The 16269-nt window shown below is 68.1% G+C and carries 13 protein-coding genes and 1 tRNA gene; 10 read left to right on the top strand and 4 right to left on the bottom strand.

All coding sequences use genetic code 11. The features are described from left to right. From K2R93_20200 to K2R93_20185, 4 genes are all read left to right on the top strand, one after another. On the top strand, window positions 1-1527 hold a 1527-nt coding region (locus K2R93_20200), incomplete at its 5' end, for a prolyl oligopeptidase family serine peptidase (protein ID MBY0492173.1). A 76-nt stretch (window positions 1528-1603) separates the two neighbouring features. Beyond that, window positions 1604-2188, top strand: a complete 585-nt coding sequence (locus K2R93_20195; protein MBY0492172.1) for a YdeI/OmpD-associated family protein — start codon at window positions 1604-1606, stop codon at window positions 2186-2188. A 97-nt stretch (window positions 2189-2285) separates the two neighbouring features. Further along, window positions 2286-3548 carry a pyridoxal phosphate-dependent aminotransferase gene (locus K2R93_20190; GenBank protein ID MBY0492171.1) on the top strand — a complete coding sequence of 421 codons (1263 nt, stop codon included), beginning with the start codon at window positions 2286-2288 and terminating at the stop codon, window positions 3546-3548. Window positions 3549-3718: 170 nt separating this feature from the next. Beyond that, a complete protein-coding gene (locus K2R93_20185) occupies window positions 3719-5692 on the top strand; it encodes a TonB-dependent receptor (GenBank protein ID MBY0492170.1) in 1974 nt (657 codons plus the stop codon). Window positions 5693-5710: 18 nt separating this feature from the next. On the opposite strand, the gene K2R93_20180 is transcribed toward K2R93_20185, so the two are convergent. Both K2R93_20180 and K2R93_20175 read right to left on the bottom strand, forming a co-directional pair. Beyond that, window positions 5711-6082, bottom strand: a complete 372-nt coding sequence (locus K2R93_20180; GenBank protein ID MBY0492169.1) for a hypothetical protein — start codon at window positions 6080-6082, stop codon at window positions 5711-5713. Window positions 6083-6145: 63 nt separating this feature from the next. Further along, window positions 6146-6685: an acyl-CoA thioesterase gene (locus tag K2R93_20175; GenBank protein ID MBY0492168.1), complete on the bottom strand. Its 540-nt coding sequence runs from the start codon at window positions 6683-6685 to the stop codon at window positions 6146-6148. Between K2R93_20175 and K2R93_20170 the strand changes: the two genes are divergently transcribed. Both K2R93_20170 and K2R93_20165 read left to right on the top strand, forming a co-directional pair. Further along, on the top strand, window positions 6584-7504 hold the full coding sequence (locus K2R93_20170) for an ATPase (GenBank protein MBY0492167.1): 921 nt from the start codon (window positions 6584-6586) through the stop codon (window positions 7502-7504). The genes K2R93_20175 and K2R93_20170 overlap by 102 nt on opposite strands. Then, window positions 7491-8792, top strand: coding sequence for an MFS transporter (locus tag K2R93_20165; protein ID MBY0492166.1), 1302 nt, complete (start codon window positions 7491-7493; stop codon window positions 8790-8792). The genes K2R93_20170 and K2R93_20165 overlap by 14 nt, the downstream gene beginning before the upstream one ends. A 106-nt stretch (window positions 8793-8898) precedes the next feature. Here the strand turns inward: K2R93_20165 and K2R93_20160 are convergent, their stop codons facing one another. Together K2R93_20160 and K2R93_20155 are read right to left on the bottom strand one after the other, a co-directional pair. Further along, window positions 8899-10437, bottom strand: coding sequence for a family 10 glycosylhydrolase (locus K2R93_20160; protein MBY0492165.1), 1539 nt, complete (start codon window positions 10435-10437; stop codon window positions 8899-8901). Then, window positions 10434-12506, bottom strand: a complete 2073-nt coding sequence (locus K2R93_20155; GenBank protein ID MBY0492164.1) for a response regulator — start codon at window positions 12504-12506, stop codon at window positions 10434-10436. The genes K2R93_20160 and K2R93_20155 overlap by 4 nt, the downstream gene beginning before the upstream one ends. A 94-nt stretch (window positions 12507-12600) precedes the next feature. On the opposite strand from K2R93_20155, the gene K2R93_20150 reads away from it, so the two are divergent. The 4 genes from K2R93_20150 (at window position 12601) to K2R93_20135 (ending at window position 16231) form a co-directional block, all read left to right on the top strand. Further along, a complete protein-coding gene (locus tag K2R93_20150) occupies window positions 12601-13521 on the top strand; it encodes an ROK family protein (GenBank protein ID MBY0492163.1) in 921 nt (306 codons plus the stop codon). Continuing rightward, window positions 13506-14966: a 1-acyl-sn-glycerol-3-phosphate acyltransferase gene (locus K2R93_20145; GenBank protein MBY0492162.1), complete on the top strand. Its 1461-nt coding sequence runs from the start codon at window positions 13506-13508 to the stop codon at window positions 14964-14966. Before K2R93_20150 ends, K2R93_20145 begins: the two co-directional genes overlap by 16 nt. Before the next feature lie 57 nt (window positions 14967-15023). Beyond that, a tRNA-Gln gene (locus K2R93_20140) sits at window positions 15024-15094 on the top strand. Between the two features lie 171 nt (window positions 15095-15265). Continuing rightward, window positions 15266-16231, top strand: a complete 966-nt coding sequence (locus tag K2R93_20135; GenBank protein ID MBY0492161.1) for a ribose-phosphate pyrophosphokinase — start codon at window positions 15266-15268, stop codon at window positions 16229-16231. Window positions 16232-16269 lie beyond the last annotated feature (38 nt).

Genomic DNA, 16269 nt, shown 5'->3' with positions numbered 1-16269 from the left:
GCCGGCCGCGGCGGGCGTGGTGGCCCGAACGCCGCGCCGGGGGGCGCGCCCGTGCAGGTGCGCGCGCCGCGTACGCGCCTCGTGCTCTGGAAGGCGCCCTTTGGCGCCGGCGACACCGCCACGATCTACGCCGGCGGCCCGCAGTTCACGTCGGCGATGTACAGCACCGACAGCTCCACGCTGTTCGTGAGCGATAGCGGCGCGGTGATCGCCGTGCGCGTCAAGAATCCCTCCGAACGCTTCAACCTCGGCCGCAACGTAACGCTCCCCGCCACCGGCGGCGGCTTTGGTGGCGGCGGCGGGCGTGGCGGCGCGGCCGGCGCCGACTCCACCGCCGGCGCGCTCCTCGCGCGCTCGGTGAACGGCACGAACTACGTCCTGCTCGGCAAGGACGGCAAGAGCGTCGCCCTCTCCGGCAACCGCGCGCCCGGCGCCAACTGGTACAAGCAGGCGCCGCGCCCGTGGGTGGACCGGATGGACATCACGTCCAAGGCGCGCACGCGCCTCATGGACAGCCCGGCCGATGTCTACGAAACGTTCGTCGCCGCGCTCAACGATGACGTGAGCGAATTCATCGTGACGCGCGAGTCGCCCACGATGATCCCCGATGCGCATCTGCGCACCGCGGGTAGCTCGACGACCAAGCAGCTGACCAAGAACGTCGACGTGGGCCCCGAAGTCTCCGGCGCCATTCAGAAGCGCATTCAGATCACGCGCCCGCGCGACGGCACCAAGTTCTGGGCCGACGTGCTCCTGCCGCGCGATTGGAAGCCGGGGCAGAAGGTGCCGGGCATCATCTGGTTCTATCCGCGCGAGTACAGCACCACCGCCGAGTACGAGCGCTCGCGTTGGACCACGAACATCAACGCCTTCCCCACGGTGCCGAGTGCGCGTCCGGCCTCGAGCATGCAGCTGTGGGTGGCGGCCGGATACACGCTCATCCAGCCTGACATCCCGATCTATGGCGATGCCGGCAAGATGAACGACAACTACACGCGCGATCTCAAGGAAGGGCTCGACGCCACGCTCGACGCCGTGGTGGACAGCGGTTGGGTTGATCGCGACAAGATGGGGATCGGCGGCCACAGCTACGGCGCCTTCTCCACGGTGAACGCGCTCACGCTCATGCCGAACTTCAAGGCCGGCATCGCCGGCGACGGCATGTACAACCGCACGCTCACCCCCTTCGGCTTCCAGAGCGAGCGGCGCAGCCTGTACGACGCGCAGGCGACCTACCTCGACATGTCGCCGTTCCTCCGCGCCAACAAGATCTCCGGCGCGCTGCTCATGTATCACGCCATCGAAGACCAGAACACCGGCACCGACCCGATCTCCTCCAAGCGCATGTTCGCCGCGCTCCAGGGCCTCGGCAAGCCGGCCGCGCTGTACATGTACCCGTACGAGGACCACTCGGTGGCGACGTACGCCAGCGATCTGGACCTGTGGGCGCGGTGGGTTTCGTGGATGGATATCTACGTGAAGCAGGGGAAGCAGGTGGTGCCGGCGAAGGCCATGCAGCAGCAGTAGCGACCCACAACTCATGACCTAAAGCCCGGAACCCAGAACTGATCAGTTTTGGGTTCCGGGCTTTAGGTTTTGGGTCATGGGTTCTCCTGCCCCTACCTTCTTTTCCGCCCCCGCGCAGTTCCGTGCTTGGCTCGCGGCGCATCACGCCACGGCGTCCGAACTCCTGGTGGGCTTCCACAAGGCCGGTACCGGCACGCCCTCCATGACGTGGACCGAGTCGGTGCGCGAAGCGCTCTGCTTTGGGTGGATCGATGGCGTGCGCAAACGCATCGATGACACGGCCTACACCATTCGCTTCACGCCACGCAAGCCGACGAGCATCTGGAGCGCCGTGAACGTGAAGCACGTGGAGGAGCTGATCGCCGCGGGGCTCATGCAGCCAGCCGGCCTCAAGGCGTTCGAGCGGATGCGCGAGAACAAAGTGGGCGTGTACTCGTTCGAGCAGCGCACCGTGGAGCTGCCCGAGCCCTACGCGAGCACCTTTCGCAAGGCGAAGCAGGCGTGGGCCTGGTTCGAGGCCTCGGCGCCCAGCTATCGCAAGGCCGCGGTGTGGTGGGTCGTGAGTGCCAAGCGCGAGGAGACCCGCGAAAAGCGGCTCGCCACGCTCATCGAGTGCTCAAGGAACGGGGAGCGGCTGCCGCACATGGCGAAGTACGCCTAACCCACCCACAACCCACGACCAAAAGCCCGCAACCCAAAACCGATCGGTTCAGGGTTTCGGGCTTTAGGTCTTGGGTGATGGGTTCATACATTGCGGTATGACCGACCCCATCCTCGCCCCCATCCCCGGCTTCCGCCCCGTCCCCCGCACTGGGGTCATCTACGTCATGGACCGCGCGCGCGAGATGGGCTTTCGCGCCGGTGCCGACGGCTGGTGCAACCTGGGTCAGGGGCAGCCGGAGACCGGGCCGCTGCCGGGTGCGCCCGCGCGACCCAGCGATGTGGCCATTGCGAGCGACGACTACGAGTACGCCCCGGTGGGTGGCATCGACGCGCTGCGGCGGGCGGTCGCGAATCTCTACAACGCGCGCTATCGGCAGGGGAAGACGAGCCAGTACGGCCCCGAAAACGTCTGCATCTGTGGCGGCGGGCGCTCCTCGCTCACGCGCGTCGTCGCATCGCTGGGCAACGTGAACCTCGGGCATGTGCTCCCCGACTATACGGCGTACGAGGAGCTGCTCGAAATCTTCGGCACCTTCAGCGCCATTCCGTTGCTGCTCGAGCCGGAGAGCGGCTACGCGCTCAGCACGCGCGACCTGCGCCGCGAGATCACCGGTCGCGGGCTCGGGGCGCTGTTGTTGTCGAACCCCGCGAACCCCACCGGCCGCGTGCTGCGCGGGAGTCAGCTGGCGGCGTGGGTGCACGAAGCGCGCGAGTTGCGCTGCACGCTCATTCTCGACGAGTTCTACTCGCACTACCTCTGGGATGAGGGGCTCGTGAAGGGCGCGACGGTGAGCGCCGCCGAGTTCGTGGAGGATGTGAACAGCGACCCGGTCGTGATTCTCGATGGGCTCACCAAGGGCTGGCGCTGCCCCGGCTGGCGCCTGAGCTGGATCGTGGGCCCGGCGGAAGTGATCGAGGCCGTCACCAGCGCCGGCAGTTTCCTCGATGGCGGCGGCAATCGCCCGCTGCAGGAGGCCGCCTGCGCGCTGGTCGAACCCACGCGCGCGAAGCAGGAAGTGATCGCCATCCACGACGCGTTCGCCAAGAAGCGCCGCATCCTGGTCGACGGCCTCCGCGCCGCCGGGCTCACCGTGGAGCACGAGCCCGACGGCGGCTTCTACGTCTGGGCGAGCGTCGCCTCGCTCCCGGCGCCCCTGAACGACGGGGAAGCGTTCTTCGAGGCCGCCCTCAAGGAGCGGGTCATCACGGTGCCGGGGCTCTTCTTCGACATCAACCCCGGCAAGCGCCGCGCGGACCATACGTCGCGCTTCCGGCAGTACCTGCGCTTCTCGTTCGGGCCGGACGAGACCGCCGTGACGGAGGCGGTGGCGCGGATTCAGCGAATCGTGAAGGGCTGAGCTGGCTGGAACGGCTCGCACAGAGGCCACCGAGGGCCACAAAGAATCACAGAGGTTCGCTTCGAACCCGTCGGAGCGCACCTCTGTGATTCTCTGTGGCCCTCTGTGCACTCTGTGCGAGCAGTTCCAACAACCCTTGCCCACGTTTTAGCTTTGCCTAATTTAATGTCATGTGCTCGCCTATTTATTGGATTTGCCTGGCCGTTTCTCTGCCGCTCGGCGCGCAAACCCGCCCTGACTCGGCCCGACGCGACTCGGTCCCCAAGGCCCTGCCGACCCTGCAGGTCACCGCCACGGCCGTCGCGACCGACGCCCGGCGCGTGGCGCAGCCCACGGCCGTCATGGCCGGCGCCCAGTTGCGGCGCGCCCAGGGGGCCTCGCTCGGCGAGACGCTGGAGCAGATCCCCGGCGTCCGCTCGCTCTCCATGACCACCGGCATCGGCAAGCCGGTCATTCGCGGGCTCACGAACAACCGGGTCGTGACCCTTGCCAACGGCCAGCGTACCGAAACACAGCAGTGGGGGCACGATCACTCCCCCAATGTCGAAAGCGCCGACGCCGAGCGCCTGGAGGTCGTGAAGGGCCCGGCCAGTGTGCTCTATGGCTCCGATGCGCTGGGTGGCGTGGTCAACGTCGTCCGCCGCGCGCTTCCCAAGGCCGACGGCGCCATGCTCGCCCGCGGCCGCATGGCCCTCGCCTACAACTCCGCCAACGCTGCGCCGTCGGCCACGCTCGTTGGTGAGGGGGCCGTCGACACGTGGGGATGGCGCGTCACCGGCACCACGCGACGGGCCGCCGACCTGCGCACGCCCAGTGGCACCGTCTTCAACACCGGCAACACCACGCATTTCCTCGAAGGCGCCACGGGCGTACACCGCGACCGCGCGGAGTTGACGCTGACCGGCAGCTCGCGCGACGAGACCATTCGTATCGCCGACGATCCGCGTACCGCGCCCGGCTACGACGGTCGCCAGCGCATTCGCACCACGCGCTGGACCGCCGATGCCACGGTGCGCGGGAGCACGCAGCGCCTGCACGTGCAGGCGGGGCTCGAGGAGAACCGCCGCGCCGAGTTTGTCAATGCCACTACGCTCGATGTGGATCTCGGACTGCGGTCGCGCACGGGTACGGCCTTTGCCAACTGGCATCACGCGCCGTGGCGCGGGCTCACCGGCACGGTGGGCACCGCCGTGCAGGAAACGCGATTCCGTACCTTCGGCACCGAAACGCTGATCCCCGACAACACGGCCCGCGCCGTTGGCCTGTACGTGCTCGAGCAGGGCGTGCGCGGCCCCTGGTCGCTGTCGGCCGGCGCCCGCCACGACTGGCGGTCGCTGCGAACCCCCGGTAGCGCCGCGCTCACCCTCGCGCCGACCGTGCGGACCTTCAATGCCATGACGGGCACCATCGGCGCGGTGTATCGCGCCGACGCCCCGGTCTCGCTGGCGGTGAACGTCGCGCGTGGCTTTCGCGCACCGAGTGCCAGCGATCTGTTCGCCAATGGGTTTCACGAGGGCACACGCGCGTTCGAGATCGGCCAGCGTGATCTGCGCGTCGAAACGAGTCTCAACACCGACGCCGGGCTGCGCCTGCGCACGGCGCGCACGTCCGGTGAACTCACCGGCTACGTGAACCGCATTCGCGACTACATCTACCTGGCGCCGGTTGGCGCTGCCGGCCGCGCACTGGATTCGCTGCAGGTGCGCCAGGGAAACGCCCGGCTCATCGGTGCCGAAGCCGCGCTGAGCGTGTCGCTCCCGCGCGGCTGGAGCAGCAGCACCACCGCCGACGCGGTGCACGCCACGAACACCAGCGATGGCACCGCCCTGCCCTTCGTGCCGCCGTTCCGCGCGAGCAGCACGTTGCGCTGGGACGAGCGCGCCCCCGGTCGCTCGCTGTCGGTGACCGGTGAATGGAACGCGCGCCAGACACGCACCTTCCGCAGCGACTATGCGCCGCCCGCCTCGGCGGTGCTGCACGCGAGTGCCGGCACCAGTCGCCTCACCGCGCGCGGGCTCGTGCATCTCGATGTGAGCGTGCGCAATGTCCTCAACGCGCGCTATCGCGACTTCATGAGCCGCTACAAGGAGTTCGCCGACGCCGCCGGCCGGACGCTCGTGGTGCGCCTCAGCGCCGACTTCTGAGGCGCAGACCGGCGCCCGTCAGCTTTTCACCTTCTGCAGAGCGACCGTGACCGTCTGCGGGATCACGTGACACTGGTCCTTGGTGACGGTCACGCCCGTGGTGGTGAATCCCTGATAGCCAGTCGCGCGAACATCGACCACGTACGTCCCCGGTCGCTCATACGCCGCGGCCATCGTCGTGGTCGATCCATTGGCCCGCAGCGAATCCACATACGCCCCGTCGGTGACTGCCCCGCGCGCCACGGCGGCGAGACCAGCCTGCGTGTCGGCGTCGCGCACGACCACGTTGATCCCCGCCCGCGCCTCGGTGGTGCAGACGATCGGATCGGTGTTGTTCGAGGCGTTGCAGCCCGCGACCAGCGTGAGCAACAGCAGCAGTGGTGTACGCATCACTCCCTCAGCAAACGAAGGTAAACTCGCCACCCGACCCCGCCCCCCGATTCGCACAACGGATCAGCTACCCGGGGCGGCATTCGGGTTCGACATCGTCGGTGCCGGTTCCATGTACGCCTCGAACAGCTGCACCATCTCGGTCGGAATGCGCGTGATCCGCCCGGTGGCCCGAGTGATCAGCGCCCAGTAGCTCGTCCCGCGCGCCAGCACCGCGTTGTCGCTGGTCCGGACGATCGCCGTCCGACGCTCGAACTTGCGCGAATCCACGGTGCCGATCCAGGTCCGGGCCACGATGGGGTCGCCCAGGAGCGCCTCGCGGCGATAGTCGATCTCGTGGCGCGTCGCCACCCACCCGTACGTGGCCTGCATCGCTGCGGGAGCACTCACCTGCCAGTGCGCCAGCGCGACGTCGAAGATCCACTTGAGGTAGACGACGTTGTTGACGTGATCGTTGTCGTCGATGTCCTCGGGGCGGACGACGATGGGTATCTCGAAAACCTGCACAGGACGCGGAAAGGGGTTGAGGAACGGTGGATCCCGAGGGAATTTAGCGCCATGCGATTTCCCTCGGGGCGCGCCCTCCGTAATCAGCCGGCGCATGCCGTCACCTTCTTCGGGATGTCGGGGGTGGGCAAGACCACCCTCGCCGGCCTGCTGCAGAAGCACGACTGGTTCCAGTACTCGGTCGATTACCGCATCGGCACGCGGTACATGGGCGAGCACATCGTGGACAACTTCAAGCGGGAGGCGATGAAGGTCCCCTTCCTGCGGCAGTTGCTCCGCTCGGACTCGATCTACATCCGCTCGAACATCTCCTTCGAGAATCTGAGCCCGCTGTCCACGTACCTCGGCAAGCCGGGGAGCGAAGCGCTCGGGGGGATCCCGTTCGCCGAATACTCCCGGCGGCAGGCGCAGCATCGTCAGGCGGAGATCCGCGCCCTGCTCGACGTCCCCGAGTTCATCGAACGCGCCAAGGACATCTACGGATACCCCCATTTCGTCTGTGACTCCGGGGGGAGTCTCTGCGAAGTGGTCGATGTGGACGACCCGCTCGACCCCGTCCTCACCTGCCTCGCCCAGCATACGGTGCTGGTGTACATCCGCGGCTCCGCCGAGCACACGCGCATGCTCGTGGAGCGCTTCCGGAAACACCCCAAGCCGATGTACTACAACCCGGCCTTTCTGGCGACCAAGTGGGCGGAGTACCTCGATCGCCGTGGGATCACCGATGAGTCGCTGGTCGATCCCGACGATTTTGCCGTCTGGGGCTTTGAGCAGCTCCTGCACCACCGCATCCCCCTGTACGAAGCGATCGCCGAGCGCTACGGCTATGTGATCGACATGCACGATGTCCCCGGGCTGCGCACCGAGTCCGATGTCCTTGACCTTCTCGCGCGCACCATCGATGCCCAGTCCTGATCCCACCACACCGTCCAGGCAGTCCCGCCTCCGTTCGATCATCGGGGGCTCCATCGGCAACCTGGTGGAGTGGTACGACTGGTACGCGTACTCGGCGTTCTCGCTCTACTTCTCGAAGGCCTTCTTCCCCTCGGGTGATCGCACGGCCGAGCTGCTCAACACCGCCGGGGTGTTTGCGCTCGGCTTCTTCATGCGCCCCATCGGCGGATGGCTCATGGGCCGCTACGCCGACAAGTACGGACGCCGCGCGGCACTGACGCTCACCGTGCTCCTGATGTGCAGCGGCTCGCTGCTCATCGCGGTGACGCCGAGCTACGCCACCATCGGCGTCTTCGCCCCAGCCTTGCTCATCCTGGCGCGCATGCTGCAGGGGGTGAGCGTGGGCGGCGAGTACGGCGCGAGTGCGACGTATCTCAGTGAGATGGCGGGCCAGGCCCACCGCGGCTTCTGGTCGAGTTTTCAGTACGTCACGCTCATCGGGGGGCAGCTGGTCGCGCTCGCCGTGCTGCTGGTGCTGCAGCGCACACTCGACGATGCGGCGCTCAAGGCGTGGGGGTGGCGCATTCCGTTCGTGATCGGAGCACTCTGCGCGGTGGTGGCGATCTACCTGCGCCGCTCCCTCGAGGAAACCGGCGAGTTCCAGCACGACAAGGCGGCGCGCCCGGCGAAGAGCGCGGCGGCCAGCATTCGCGGGCTACTGCAGCATCCCCGTGCGGTACTTACGGTCGTGGGTCTGACCGCCGGCGGCACCGTGGCGTTCTACACGTTCACCACGTACGCCCAGAAGTTTCTGGTGAACACCGCCGGCTTCACGGCCAAGGAAGCGACCTTCATCAACGCCGTGACGCTGCTGGTCTACATGGCGCTGCAACCGGCGGTCGGCGCGCTCTCCGATCGCATCGGCCGGCGCCCGGTGCTCACCGCGTTCGGCGTGCTGGGGACGCTCGGTACGGTGCCGCTCATGACCCAGCTCGGGCAGACGCACACCACCGGCGGTGCCATCGCCCTGCTCCTCTGCGCGCTGGTGGCCGTCAGCGGGTACACCGCCATCAACGCCGTCGTGAAGGCGGAGCTCTTCCCCACCAGCATCCGCGCGCTGGGGGTGGGCTTCCCGTATGCCGTGGCCGTGTCCCTCTTTGGCGGCACCGCCGAGTACATCGCGCTGTGGTTCAAGCAGGCCGGCCACGAGTCGTGGTTCTACTGGTACGTCACCGCCTGCATCGCGGCGTCGCTCGTGGTGTACGCGACGATGCGGGAGACGCAGACCAGCGGCCTCATGGAGAACTGACTGGACAACGGACGAGGTGGGGGACAACGACGAGGAGCTGCGCGTGGGCACGGACTCGCCGCACCCCAATCCTCGTGCGTTGTCCCCCACCTCGTGTGTTGTCCCTTTACTTGCGCCAGACCGCGTCGGGGCTCGCATTCCCCGCCCGGTCCACCGCGTTGACCACCACGGCATCGGCGAGGGCGGAGGGGGCCGTTGTGGAGGCGACGTTTGCCGGGAGCAGCTTCTGCGCCCACGTCGTGCCGATGCGCCAGCGCACGAGGTACCAGCGCGTGTCGCTCGAACCGCCGAGGATCGTGACGAGTAGATTGGCGCCGGAGGTGGCGACGGCCACGGCCGGTGCCGACGGCGCGGTGGCGTCGAGCCAGGGGCTCGCCGGAACCAGCGCGCCGCTGGCGTAGAGGCCACTCGTGAGCGCCGTGACGAAACCGCCGCGGTTGTCGCGGACGCTGCTGCCATTGTAGAGAATCGTGCCGGTGGCGCCACCGCTCACCGCCTGCTGCTGGCGCGCGATGGAGATCTGCGTGGGGATCTCGGTGGCCGCGTACGGCGCCGATGAGCCGTCGTTGATGCGATACGACGCGAGGCCGGGCCACAGATGGCGCTTCTGCGTGTTCTGCTGCCCCCACCAGCTGATCAGCGAATTGTAGTTCTGCCCCGACGAGGTGGTGGACCAGTAGAGCTGGGGCGCGAAGTAGTCCACCCATCCCGCCTGCAGCCATTTGCGTGAGTCGGCATAGATCGACGCGTACGCATCGAGCCCGGTGACCCCGGTGGGATTGCCGGGCCGCCAGATACCGAAGGGGCTGATTCCCACCTTCACCGTGGCCGACGCGAGATGCACCGCCTCGTAGAGCCGCTGCACGAACCGATTCACGTTGTCGCGCCGCCAGTCGCCGCGCGTGAGCGTGCCGCCCGCGCGCGTGTACGCCGCGTAGCCCACACTGTCGGGGAAATCGAGCCCCGGGCAGTTGGCGTCGGGATAGGGATAGAAGAAGTCGTCGAGGTGCACCGCATCCACGTCGTAGCGCGTGACCACCTCGGTGATCACGGCAATCGCCTGGTCCTGCACCGCACTCTCCCCGGGATCGAACCACAACTGGCTGCAATAGCGCCGCACCAGATCGGGGCGCTTCCGCGCGAGATGCAGCGGGGCAAAGCGCGCGGTATCGCTGAGATTGCCGGCCCGGAACGGATTGAACCAGGCATGCAACTCGAGCCCACGCTGATGCGCCTGCTGCACCGCATAGCTCAGCGGGTCGTAGCCCGGGTCGGTCCCCTGCGTCCCCGTCAGTGAACGAGCCCAGGGCTCGAGGCTGCTCGGATAGATCACATCACCCGCCGCGCGCACCTGTAACACCACGGCATTGAGCCCGGCAGTGGACGCCACATCCAGCAGGCCGTTCATCTCCGTCTGCTGCTGCGAGGCGGTGAGCGTGTTGCGCGTCGGCCAGTCGATATTGGCGACCGTGGCGATCCACATCCCGCGAAACTCACGGGCAATCGTCGGCACGGAGAGCGTATTGTCCGGTGGCGGCGGGGTCGTGCCGCCGCCGCTCCCGGGGCCGGTGGGTGCGTCGCCCCCGCCGCCACAGGCCGCGAGCAGCAGCAGCGCAGCGGCCCCGATCCCCCGACGCCCGCTCACGCCGCGCGATCGAGGGCGGCGCGCACGCGCCGCAGCAGATCGTGCACCGCGTACGGCTTCACCAGCAGATCTACGCCATCGGGCACGACGCCGTGTTGGGTCACCGTGCCCTCCGGATACCCCGACACGAACAAGACGCGCGGAGTGATCCCCGCGTCGCGCATCGCATTCACCACATCCACCCCGCTGAGCTCCGGCATCACCACATCACTGACCAGCAGCGCCAGCGGCGGATCGCTGACGCGGGCCATCGCCACCGCCTCCGCACCGCCGCGCGCCTCGAGCACATCATAGCCAAAGCGCCGGAGCGCCTCCGCCGTCACCCGACGTACCTGATCATCATCGTCCACCACGAGCACCCGCTCCGTCCCGCCGCGCAACGCACTGCGTTCGTCGAGGGCCTGCGCTTCGATCGGATCGATCCACGGCAACGCGATCCGCACCGTCGTGCCATGCCCCTCGCGGGATTCGAGCAGCATCATGCCGCCGGCCTGCGTGACGATCCCGTAGCTGGTGGACAGCCCCAGCCCTGATCCCTCCCCCACGGGCTTGGTGGTGAAGAACGGCTCAAAGGCACGCGCGCGCACCGCATCGGGCATGCCACTGCCGGTATCGGCCACGACAAACTCCACCGCCGCGTCACCGGACACGCCCGGATACTGCGCCCGATCCGGATCGGTGCCGTTCAGACGACGCACGCGGACGGCCAGGGTGCCGCCGCGCGGCATCGCGTCACGCGCATTGGCCGCGAGGTTCAGCAGTACCTGATCGAAGAGGCCCGGATCCACCCGCACCATCCCCACCTCTGGAGCGACGTCGAGCTCCAGCCGGATGGACTCGCGCAGCAGACGACGCAACAAGGGCGCCGCGCGCTGCATCATCTTGTTGGCATCCACCAGCCGCGGCGCCATCACCTGCCGACGGGCAAACCCCAGCAGCTGCTTGCTGAGCGCCGCCCCCGATTCCGCCGCCGCCCGAATGCGCTGCAGCCCCTGGGCGACCTCCGACGACGGCGCCTGATCACTCTCGAGCAGGCTCGCCTCGCCCGTGATCGCGGTCAGCAGGTTGTTGAAGTCATGCGCCACGCCGCCGGCCAAACGGCCCAGGCTCTCGATGCGCTGCGCCTGCCGGAGCTCGTCTTCCAGACGACGCTGATCGGTGACATCGGTGAAGATGCCCGTGAAGAGCGCGCTGTCGGGTTCCGGCCCCGGCTGGCAGATGGCGGAACCGAGCGCCCAGCGCCAGGCGTCCGCCCGCGCCGGATCGGTGATGCGAAACTCGTAGCGCCACGGAGACCAGTCCTCCATGCACGCATTGGCCGATCGGAACATGCCGCCGACATCGTCGGGATGGACCCGACTCCAGGCCACGCCGGCGTCGGCGACCACCGCGTCCGGATCGAGGTCAAACAGATCGCGTGCGCGTTCACTCACGTAGAGAAAGCGGGTTTCGCCGGAGCGCTTCCAGAGCAGCTGATACACAATGCCCGGCACGGTGGCCGTAATGCGTGCCAGCTGCTGATCCCGCTCCCGCAGCGCCGCCGCCGCGAGGTCGCGCTCCGCCTGCTGCGTCGCGTCGGCGGCCGCACGCTCGGCGCGCAGCTCCTCCGAACGCCGGAGCGCCTGCGCCAGGCGGAATTCGCGGTCGATCGCTTCAATCCGATGACGACGCGCCACTTCGCAGAAGACCGCCGAGACCAGCGCCAGCATGAAGCCCGACCCGTAGCGGACCGCTTCGAGCTCGCTGTTCACGAGCCCCGGCCCTTCGACGATGATCGAGCCGACCAGCGCCCCCCACGTGGCGAGCAGCATCGGCCCGAAGCCGCCCAACATCATGGGCAGCGCCGCGAAGCCGACCAGAAACATCGGCGTCGCACCGGTGGCGCGATGAAACGCGGCCGAAATCAGCGTGCCAAAGACGGCGGCCGCCAGCGCGGCAAGGTACCAGCGTCGTCGCCTGCGCAGACTGGTGTAGGAAGCCAGCAACGCCTCCACCGAGGCGAGATGCTCCCCGGACACCGCCATTTCTTCCGTATGGCCTGAAAAACCCGGCCGCAGCGCAGACGACATGCCCAAGGTTACGCCGGTGGACCGGTGGCGGCAATTCGTCACCGCGCATCGTGCCCCTCTTGCCCCAACTCTCGCGACAGGCGACAATCGCCGCATGAGTGAGCATTCACATCCGGCCCTGCGAATCGGGATCGATCTGGGCGGTACGAAGATCGAGGGCGTCGTGCTCGATGCCCACGGGCGCGTGCTGGCCCAGGAGCGCATCCCCACGCCGCGCGCGTATCTCGCCACGGTCCATGCCCTCACGGCGCTGGTGCTGCGGCTCGAAGTCGCGGTGGGTGCTCGCGCCACCGTGGGCATCGGTATCCCGGGGGTCGTCGTCCCCGAGACCGGGTTGGTCAAGAACGCCAACTCGACCTGGCTCAATGGGCAACCGCTGCAGCGCGATCTCGCGGAGGCGCTGCAGCGCGAGGTGCGCATGCAGAACGACGCGAATTGCTTTGCGCTGTCGGAAGCCACCGATGGCGCCGGCGCCGGTGCTGGCGTCGTCTTCGGCGTGATCATGGGCACCGGCGTGGGCGGTGGCATCATCGTGCATGGGCAGGTGCTCACCGGGCGCAACCTGATTGGTGGCGAATGGGGGCATAATCCGCTGCCCTGGCCGTCGGGCGACGAAGTGCCCGGCCCGCGCTGCTACTGCGGGCGGCACGGCTGCATCGAAACGTGGATCTCCGGCCCCGGCATCGCGGCCGACCACGCCCGGGTGAACGGCGGCACCCTCACGACGCCGGAGATCATCGCGCAGGGCGCGGCCGGCGACGCCGCGGCGCTCGCGACGCGGGCGCGCCTCGTGCATCGCGCCGCCCGCAGCCTCGCCACCATCGTCAACGTGCTCGATCCCGATGTGATCGTGCTCGGGGGCGGCGTCTCAAACATCCCCGGGCTGGTGGACGAGATCGCGGCCGCGCTGCCGCCGTGGGTGTTCTCGGAGAGCGTCAGCACCCGCGTCGTGCGGCACCAGCATGGCGACTCGAGCGGCGTGCGGGGCGCCGCGTGGTTGTGGCCCGCGAGCTGATCGTCGGTCTCCTGCTCATCGCCGTCGGCGCGCTGGCCTGGTTGGCGGCGCACCGCGTGGCCCGGCGTGCGGGCCGGCGCACCCTGCTCCGCATGCGGGCCCGCGTCGATCGCTACAAGTTCACGCGCAAGCACTACGTCATTGAACACGTGCTGGCCGATCCGCAGGTCGCCGCGGCGGTCGCGCGGCACGCGTCCGAGCAGCCGGAAGACCCGGCGGTGACCTGGCAGCGGGTGCGCCGGTATCTCGACGAGATCGTGCCGTTCTTCAACGTGCTCGCCTATTATCGCCTCGGCTATTGGGTGTCGCGCGCGGCCCTGTCGCTGTTCTACAAGGTCAGCGTCGAGGTGGAGCGCGACGATCCCTTCAAGGGCCTGCCGCGCGATTCGATCGTGATCTACCTGATGAACCATCGATCGAACGCCGACTACGTGCTGGTGGCCTACGTGATGATGGGCCAGGTCTCCATCTCGTATGCCGTCGGCGAGTGGGCCCGCGCCTTTCCGCTCGAGTATCTCTTCAAGAGCTTCGGCTCGTACTTCATCAGGCGGCGCTATCGGGAGCCGCTGTATCACGCGGTGCTGCAAGCCTACGTGCAGCTCATCACGCGGAATGCCGTGACGCAGGGGATCTTCCCCGAGGGCGGCCTCACGCGCGACGGTGCGCTGCGACCGGCCAAGATTGGCCTGCTCGATTACGCCCTTGGCGTGGCCCGCGACCCGGCGATGCGCGACCGGCTCTACGTCGTGCCCGTGGGCATCAACTACGACCGCGTGCTCGAAGACCGCACGCTGCTGCGCGAGCTCGAAACGCGCGCGCCGGTCGCCCCGCTCTCGCGCGTGGCGCAGATGGCCTCGGTCGGCCGCTTCCTGCTCTGGAACGTTGGTCGGCTCTTCACGCGACGCTGGAAACGGTACGGCCGCGCCGCCGTGACGATCGGCGCGCCGATCCCCGTGCGCGGCTGGCTCGACGCGCTCGCGGCGCAGGACATCGATCTGTTCACCCTCCCTCGTGACGCTCGCCTGCCGCACGTGCAGACGTTCTGCGACGACGTGCTCGCGCGCATCGGCGCGATCATCCCCGTCACGCCGGTCCCTCTGGCCTGCGCCGCGCTGCAGAGCTTCGACGCCGAGTATGTGCCGCGCACGGCGCTGCTCGAGCGCATGGCGGCGATGCGCGACGTGTTGCAGGAGCTGAGTGGCCGCGTCGTCCGCGCCGATCGCGACATCGCCGAGACGTTCGATCGGGCGTACCGCATGCTGCGCCTCCGCCGCATGGTGGCCCGCGCCGGTGAGGGCTACGTGATCCTGCCGCGCGGGCGGCCGCTCATCACGTACTACGCCAACAGCATCGTGCACCTGCTGGGGCCGTTCGCCGACGGCATCCGGGCCCGGGACGCCCTGCCGGTACACGATTGGGAACGGCCGGCCGCGCCCGCCAGCTAAGGGCCGGGCCCACCGTTGCCGCTGCCCCCGGCAACCGATAAACTCCGCTCTGCTGGTGGCCCATCGTATAACGGCTATTACCTCGGCCTTTGGAGCCGAAGATCTTGGTTCGATTCCAAGTGGGCCTATAGTCGGGTCCCGGGCCGTGCGCGCCCGGGCCAGGAGTTCCCTAACTCCTTGTTTTGCAAATCGTTACCAGATCCATCATAGACGGGCTCGGTACCGGTTGGAAACCGGACCGGGCCCGTATAGCTTTAGGGGCTTTACCAGAAATCCCTTTCGCCCCTCTCGAGACCTCCATGCACGCGGCTTCGGAAGCGCCCTCAGCCTCCAATCGCGGGTTCAAGATCCTGGCCGGCACCGCCAACCAGCCCCTGGCTGAAGAAGTGGCGAAGTCGCTGGGCGCTGAGTTGTGCAAGGTCACCTGCTCGCGCTTTGCCGACGGCGAGGTGTTCGTGCGCATCGACGAAAACATCCGCGGCGCGGATGTCTTCGTGGTGCAGCCCACGAATCCGCCGGGCGAGAACATGCTGGAGCTGCTGCTCCTCATCGACGCCGCCCGCCGAGCGTCGGCGGCCCGCGTCACCGCCGTGCTGCCCTACACCGGCTACGCCCGGCAGGATCGCAAGGACCAGCCCCGGGTCGCCATTGGCGCCAAGCTCATGGCGAACCTCATCGAGACCGCCGGCGCCTCGCGGGTGCTCGGGCTCGATTTCCATGCCCATCAGCTGCAGGGGTTCTTCGACGTCCCCGTCGATCACCTCTACGCGGCGCCGGTGTTCACGAACTACTTCCGCAAGAAGGAGCTCAAGGACCTCGTCGTCGTGGCGCCCGATGTCGGCTCGGCCAAGATGGCGCGCGGCTTTGCCAAGCGGCTCGACGCCACCTTTGCCATCATCGACAAGCGCCGCCCGAAGGCGAATGTCGCCGAAGTCATGAACGTCGTCGGTGAAGTCGAAGGGCGGGATTGTCTGATTCCCGACGACATGATCGATACCGCGGGCACCGTCTCCGAGGCGGCGCGCGCACTCAAGAAGCTCGGCGCGAACGACATTTACGTGTGCGCCACGCACGCGCTGCTCAGCGGCCCGGCCGTGGAGCGGTTGTCGACCGCACCGATCAAGGAAGTCGTGGTCACCGACTCGATCAATCTCCCCCCCGAGCGCCGGTTCCCGTCGCTCACCGTGCTCAGTGTGGGCGAGTTGCTCGCGAAGGCGATCCGATTCACGCACGCCGACCAGTCGGTCAGCGTGCTGTTCGAGTAGGACCCGCAGGACCTGCACGACCGGCCGGGACGACCATT

Source organism: Gemmatimonadaceae bacterium, assembly GCA_019752115.1.
GTDB lineage: Bacteria > Gemmatimonadota > Gemmatimonadetes > Gemmatimonadales > Gemmatimonadaceae > Gemmatimonas.
This window is presented reverse-complemented; position numbering and strand designations above follow the sequence as displayed.

Coding starts and splice junctions, on each gene's coding strand:
- K2R93_20155 (MBY0492164.1), bottom strand. CDS start 12,506: ATGTCGTCTGCGCTGCGGCCGGGTTTTTCAGGCCATACGGAAGAAATG.
- K2R93_20190 (MBY0492171.1), top strand. CDS start 2,286: ATGACCGACCCCATCCTCGCCCCCATCCCCGGCTTCCGCCCCGTCCCC.
- K2R93_20195 (MBY0492172.1), top strand. CDS start 1,604: ATGGGTTCTCCTGCCCCTACCTTCTTTTCCGCCCCCGCGCAGTTCCGT.
- K2R93_20135 (MBY0492161.1), top strand. CDS start 15,266: ATGCACGCGGCTTCGGAAGCGCCCTCAGCCTCCAATCGCGGGTTCAAG.
- K2R93_20180 (MBY0492169.1), bottom strand. CDS start 6,082: ATGCGTACACCACTGCTGCTGTTGCTCACGCTGGTCGCGGGCTGCAAC.
- K2R93_20150 (MBY0492163.1), top strand. CDS start 12,601: ATGAGTGAGCATTCACATCCGGCCCTGCGAATCGGGATCGATCTGGGC.
- K2R93_20175 (MBY0492168.1), bottom strand. CDS start 6,685: ATGCGCCGGCTGATTACGGAGGGCGCGCCCCGAGGGAAATCGCATGGC.
- K2R93_20165 (MBY0492166.1), top strand. CDS start 7,491: ATGCCCAGTCCTGATCCCACCACACCGTCCAGGCAGTCCCGCCTCCGT.
- K2R93_20185 (MBY0492170.1), top strand. CDS start 3,719: ATGTGCTCGCCTATTTATTGGATTTGCCTGGCCGTTTCTCTGCCGCTC.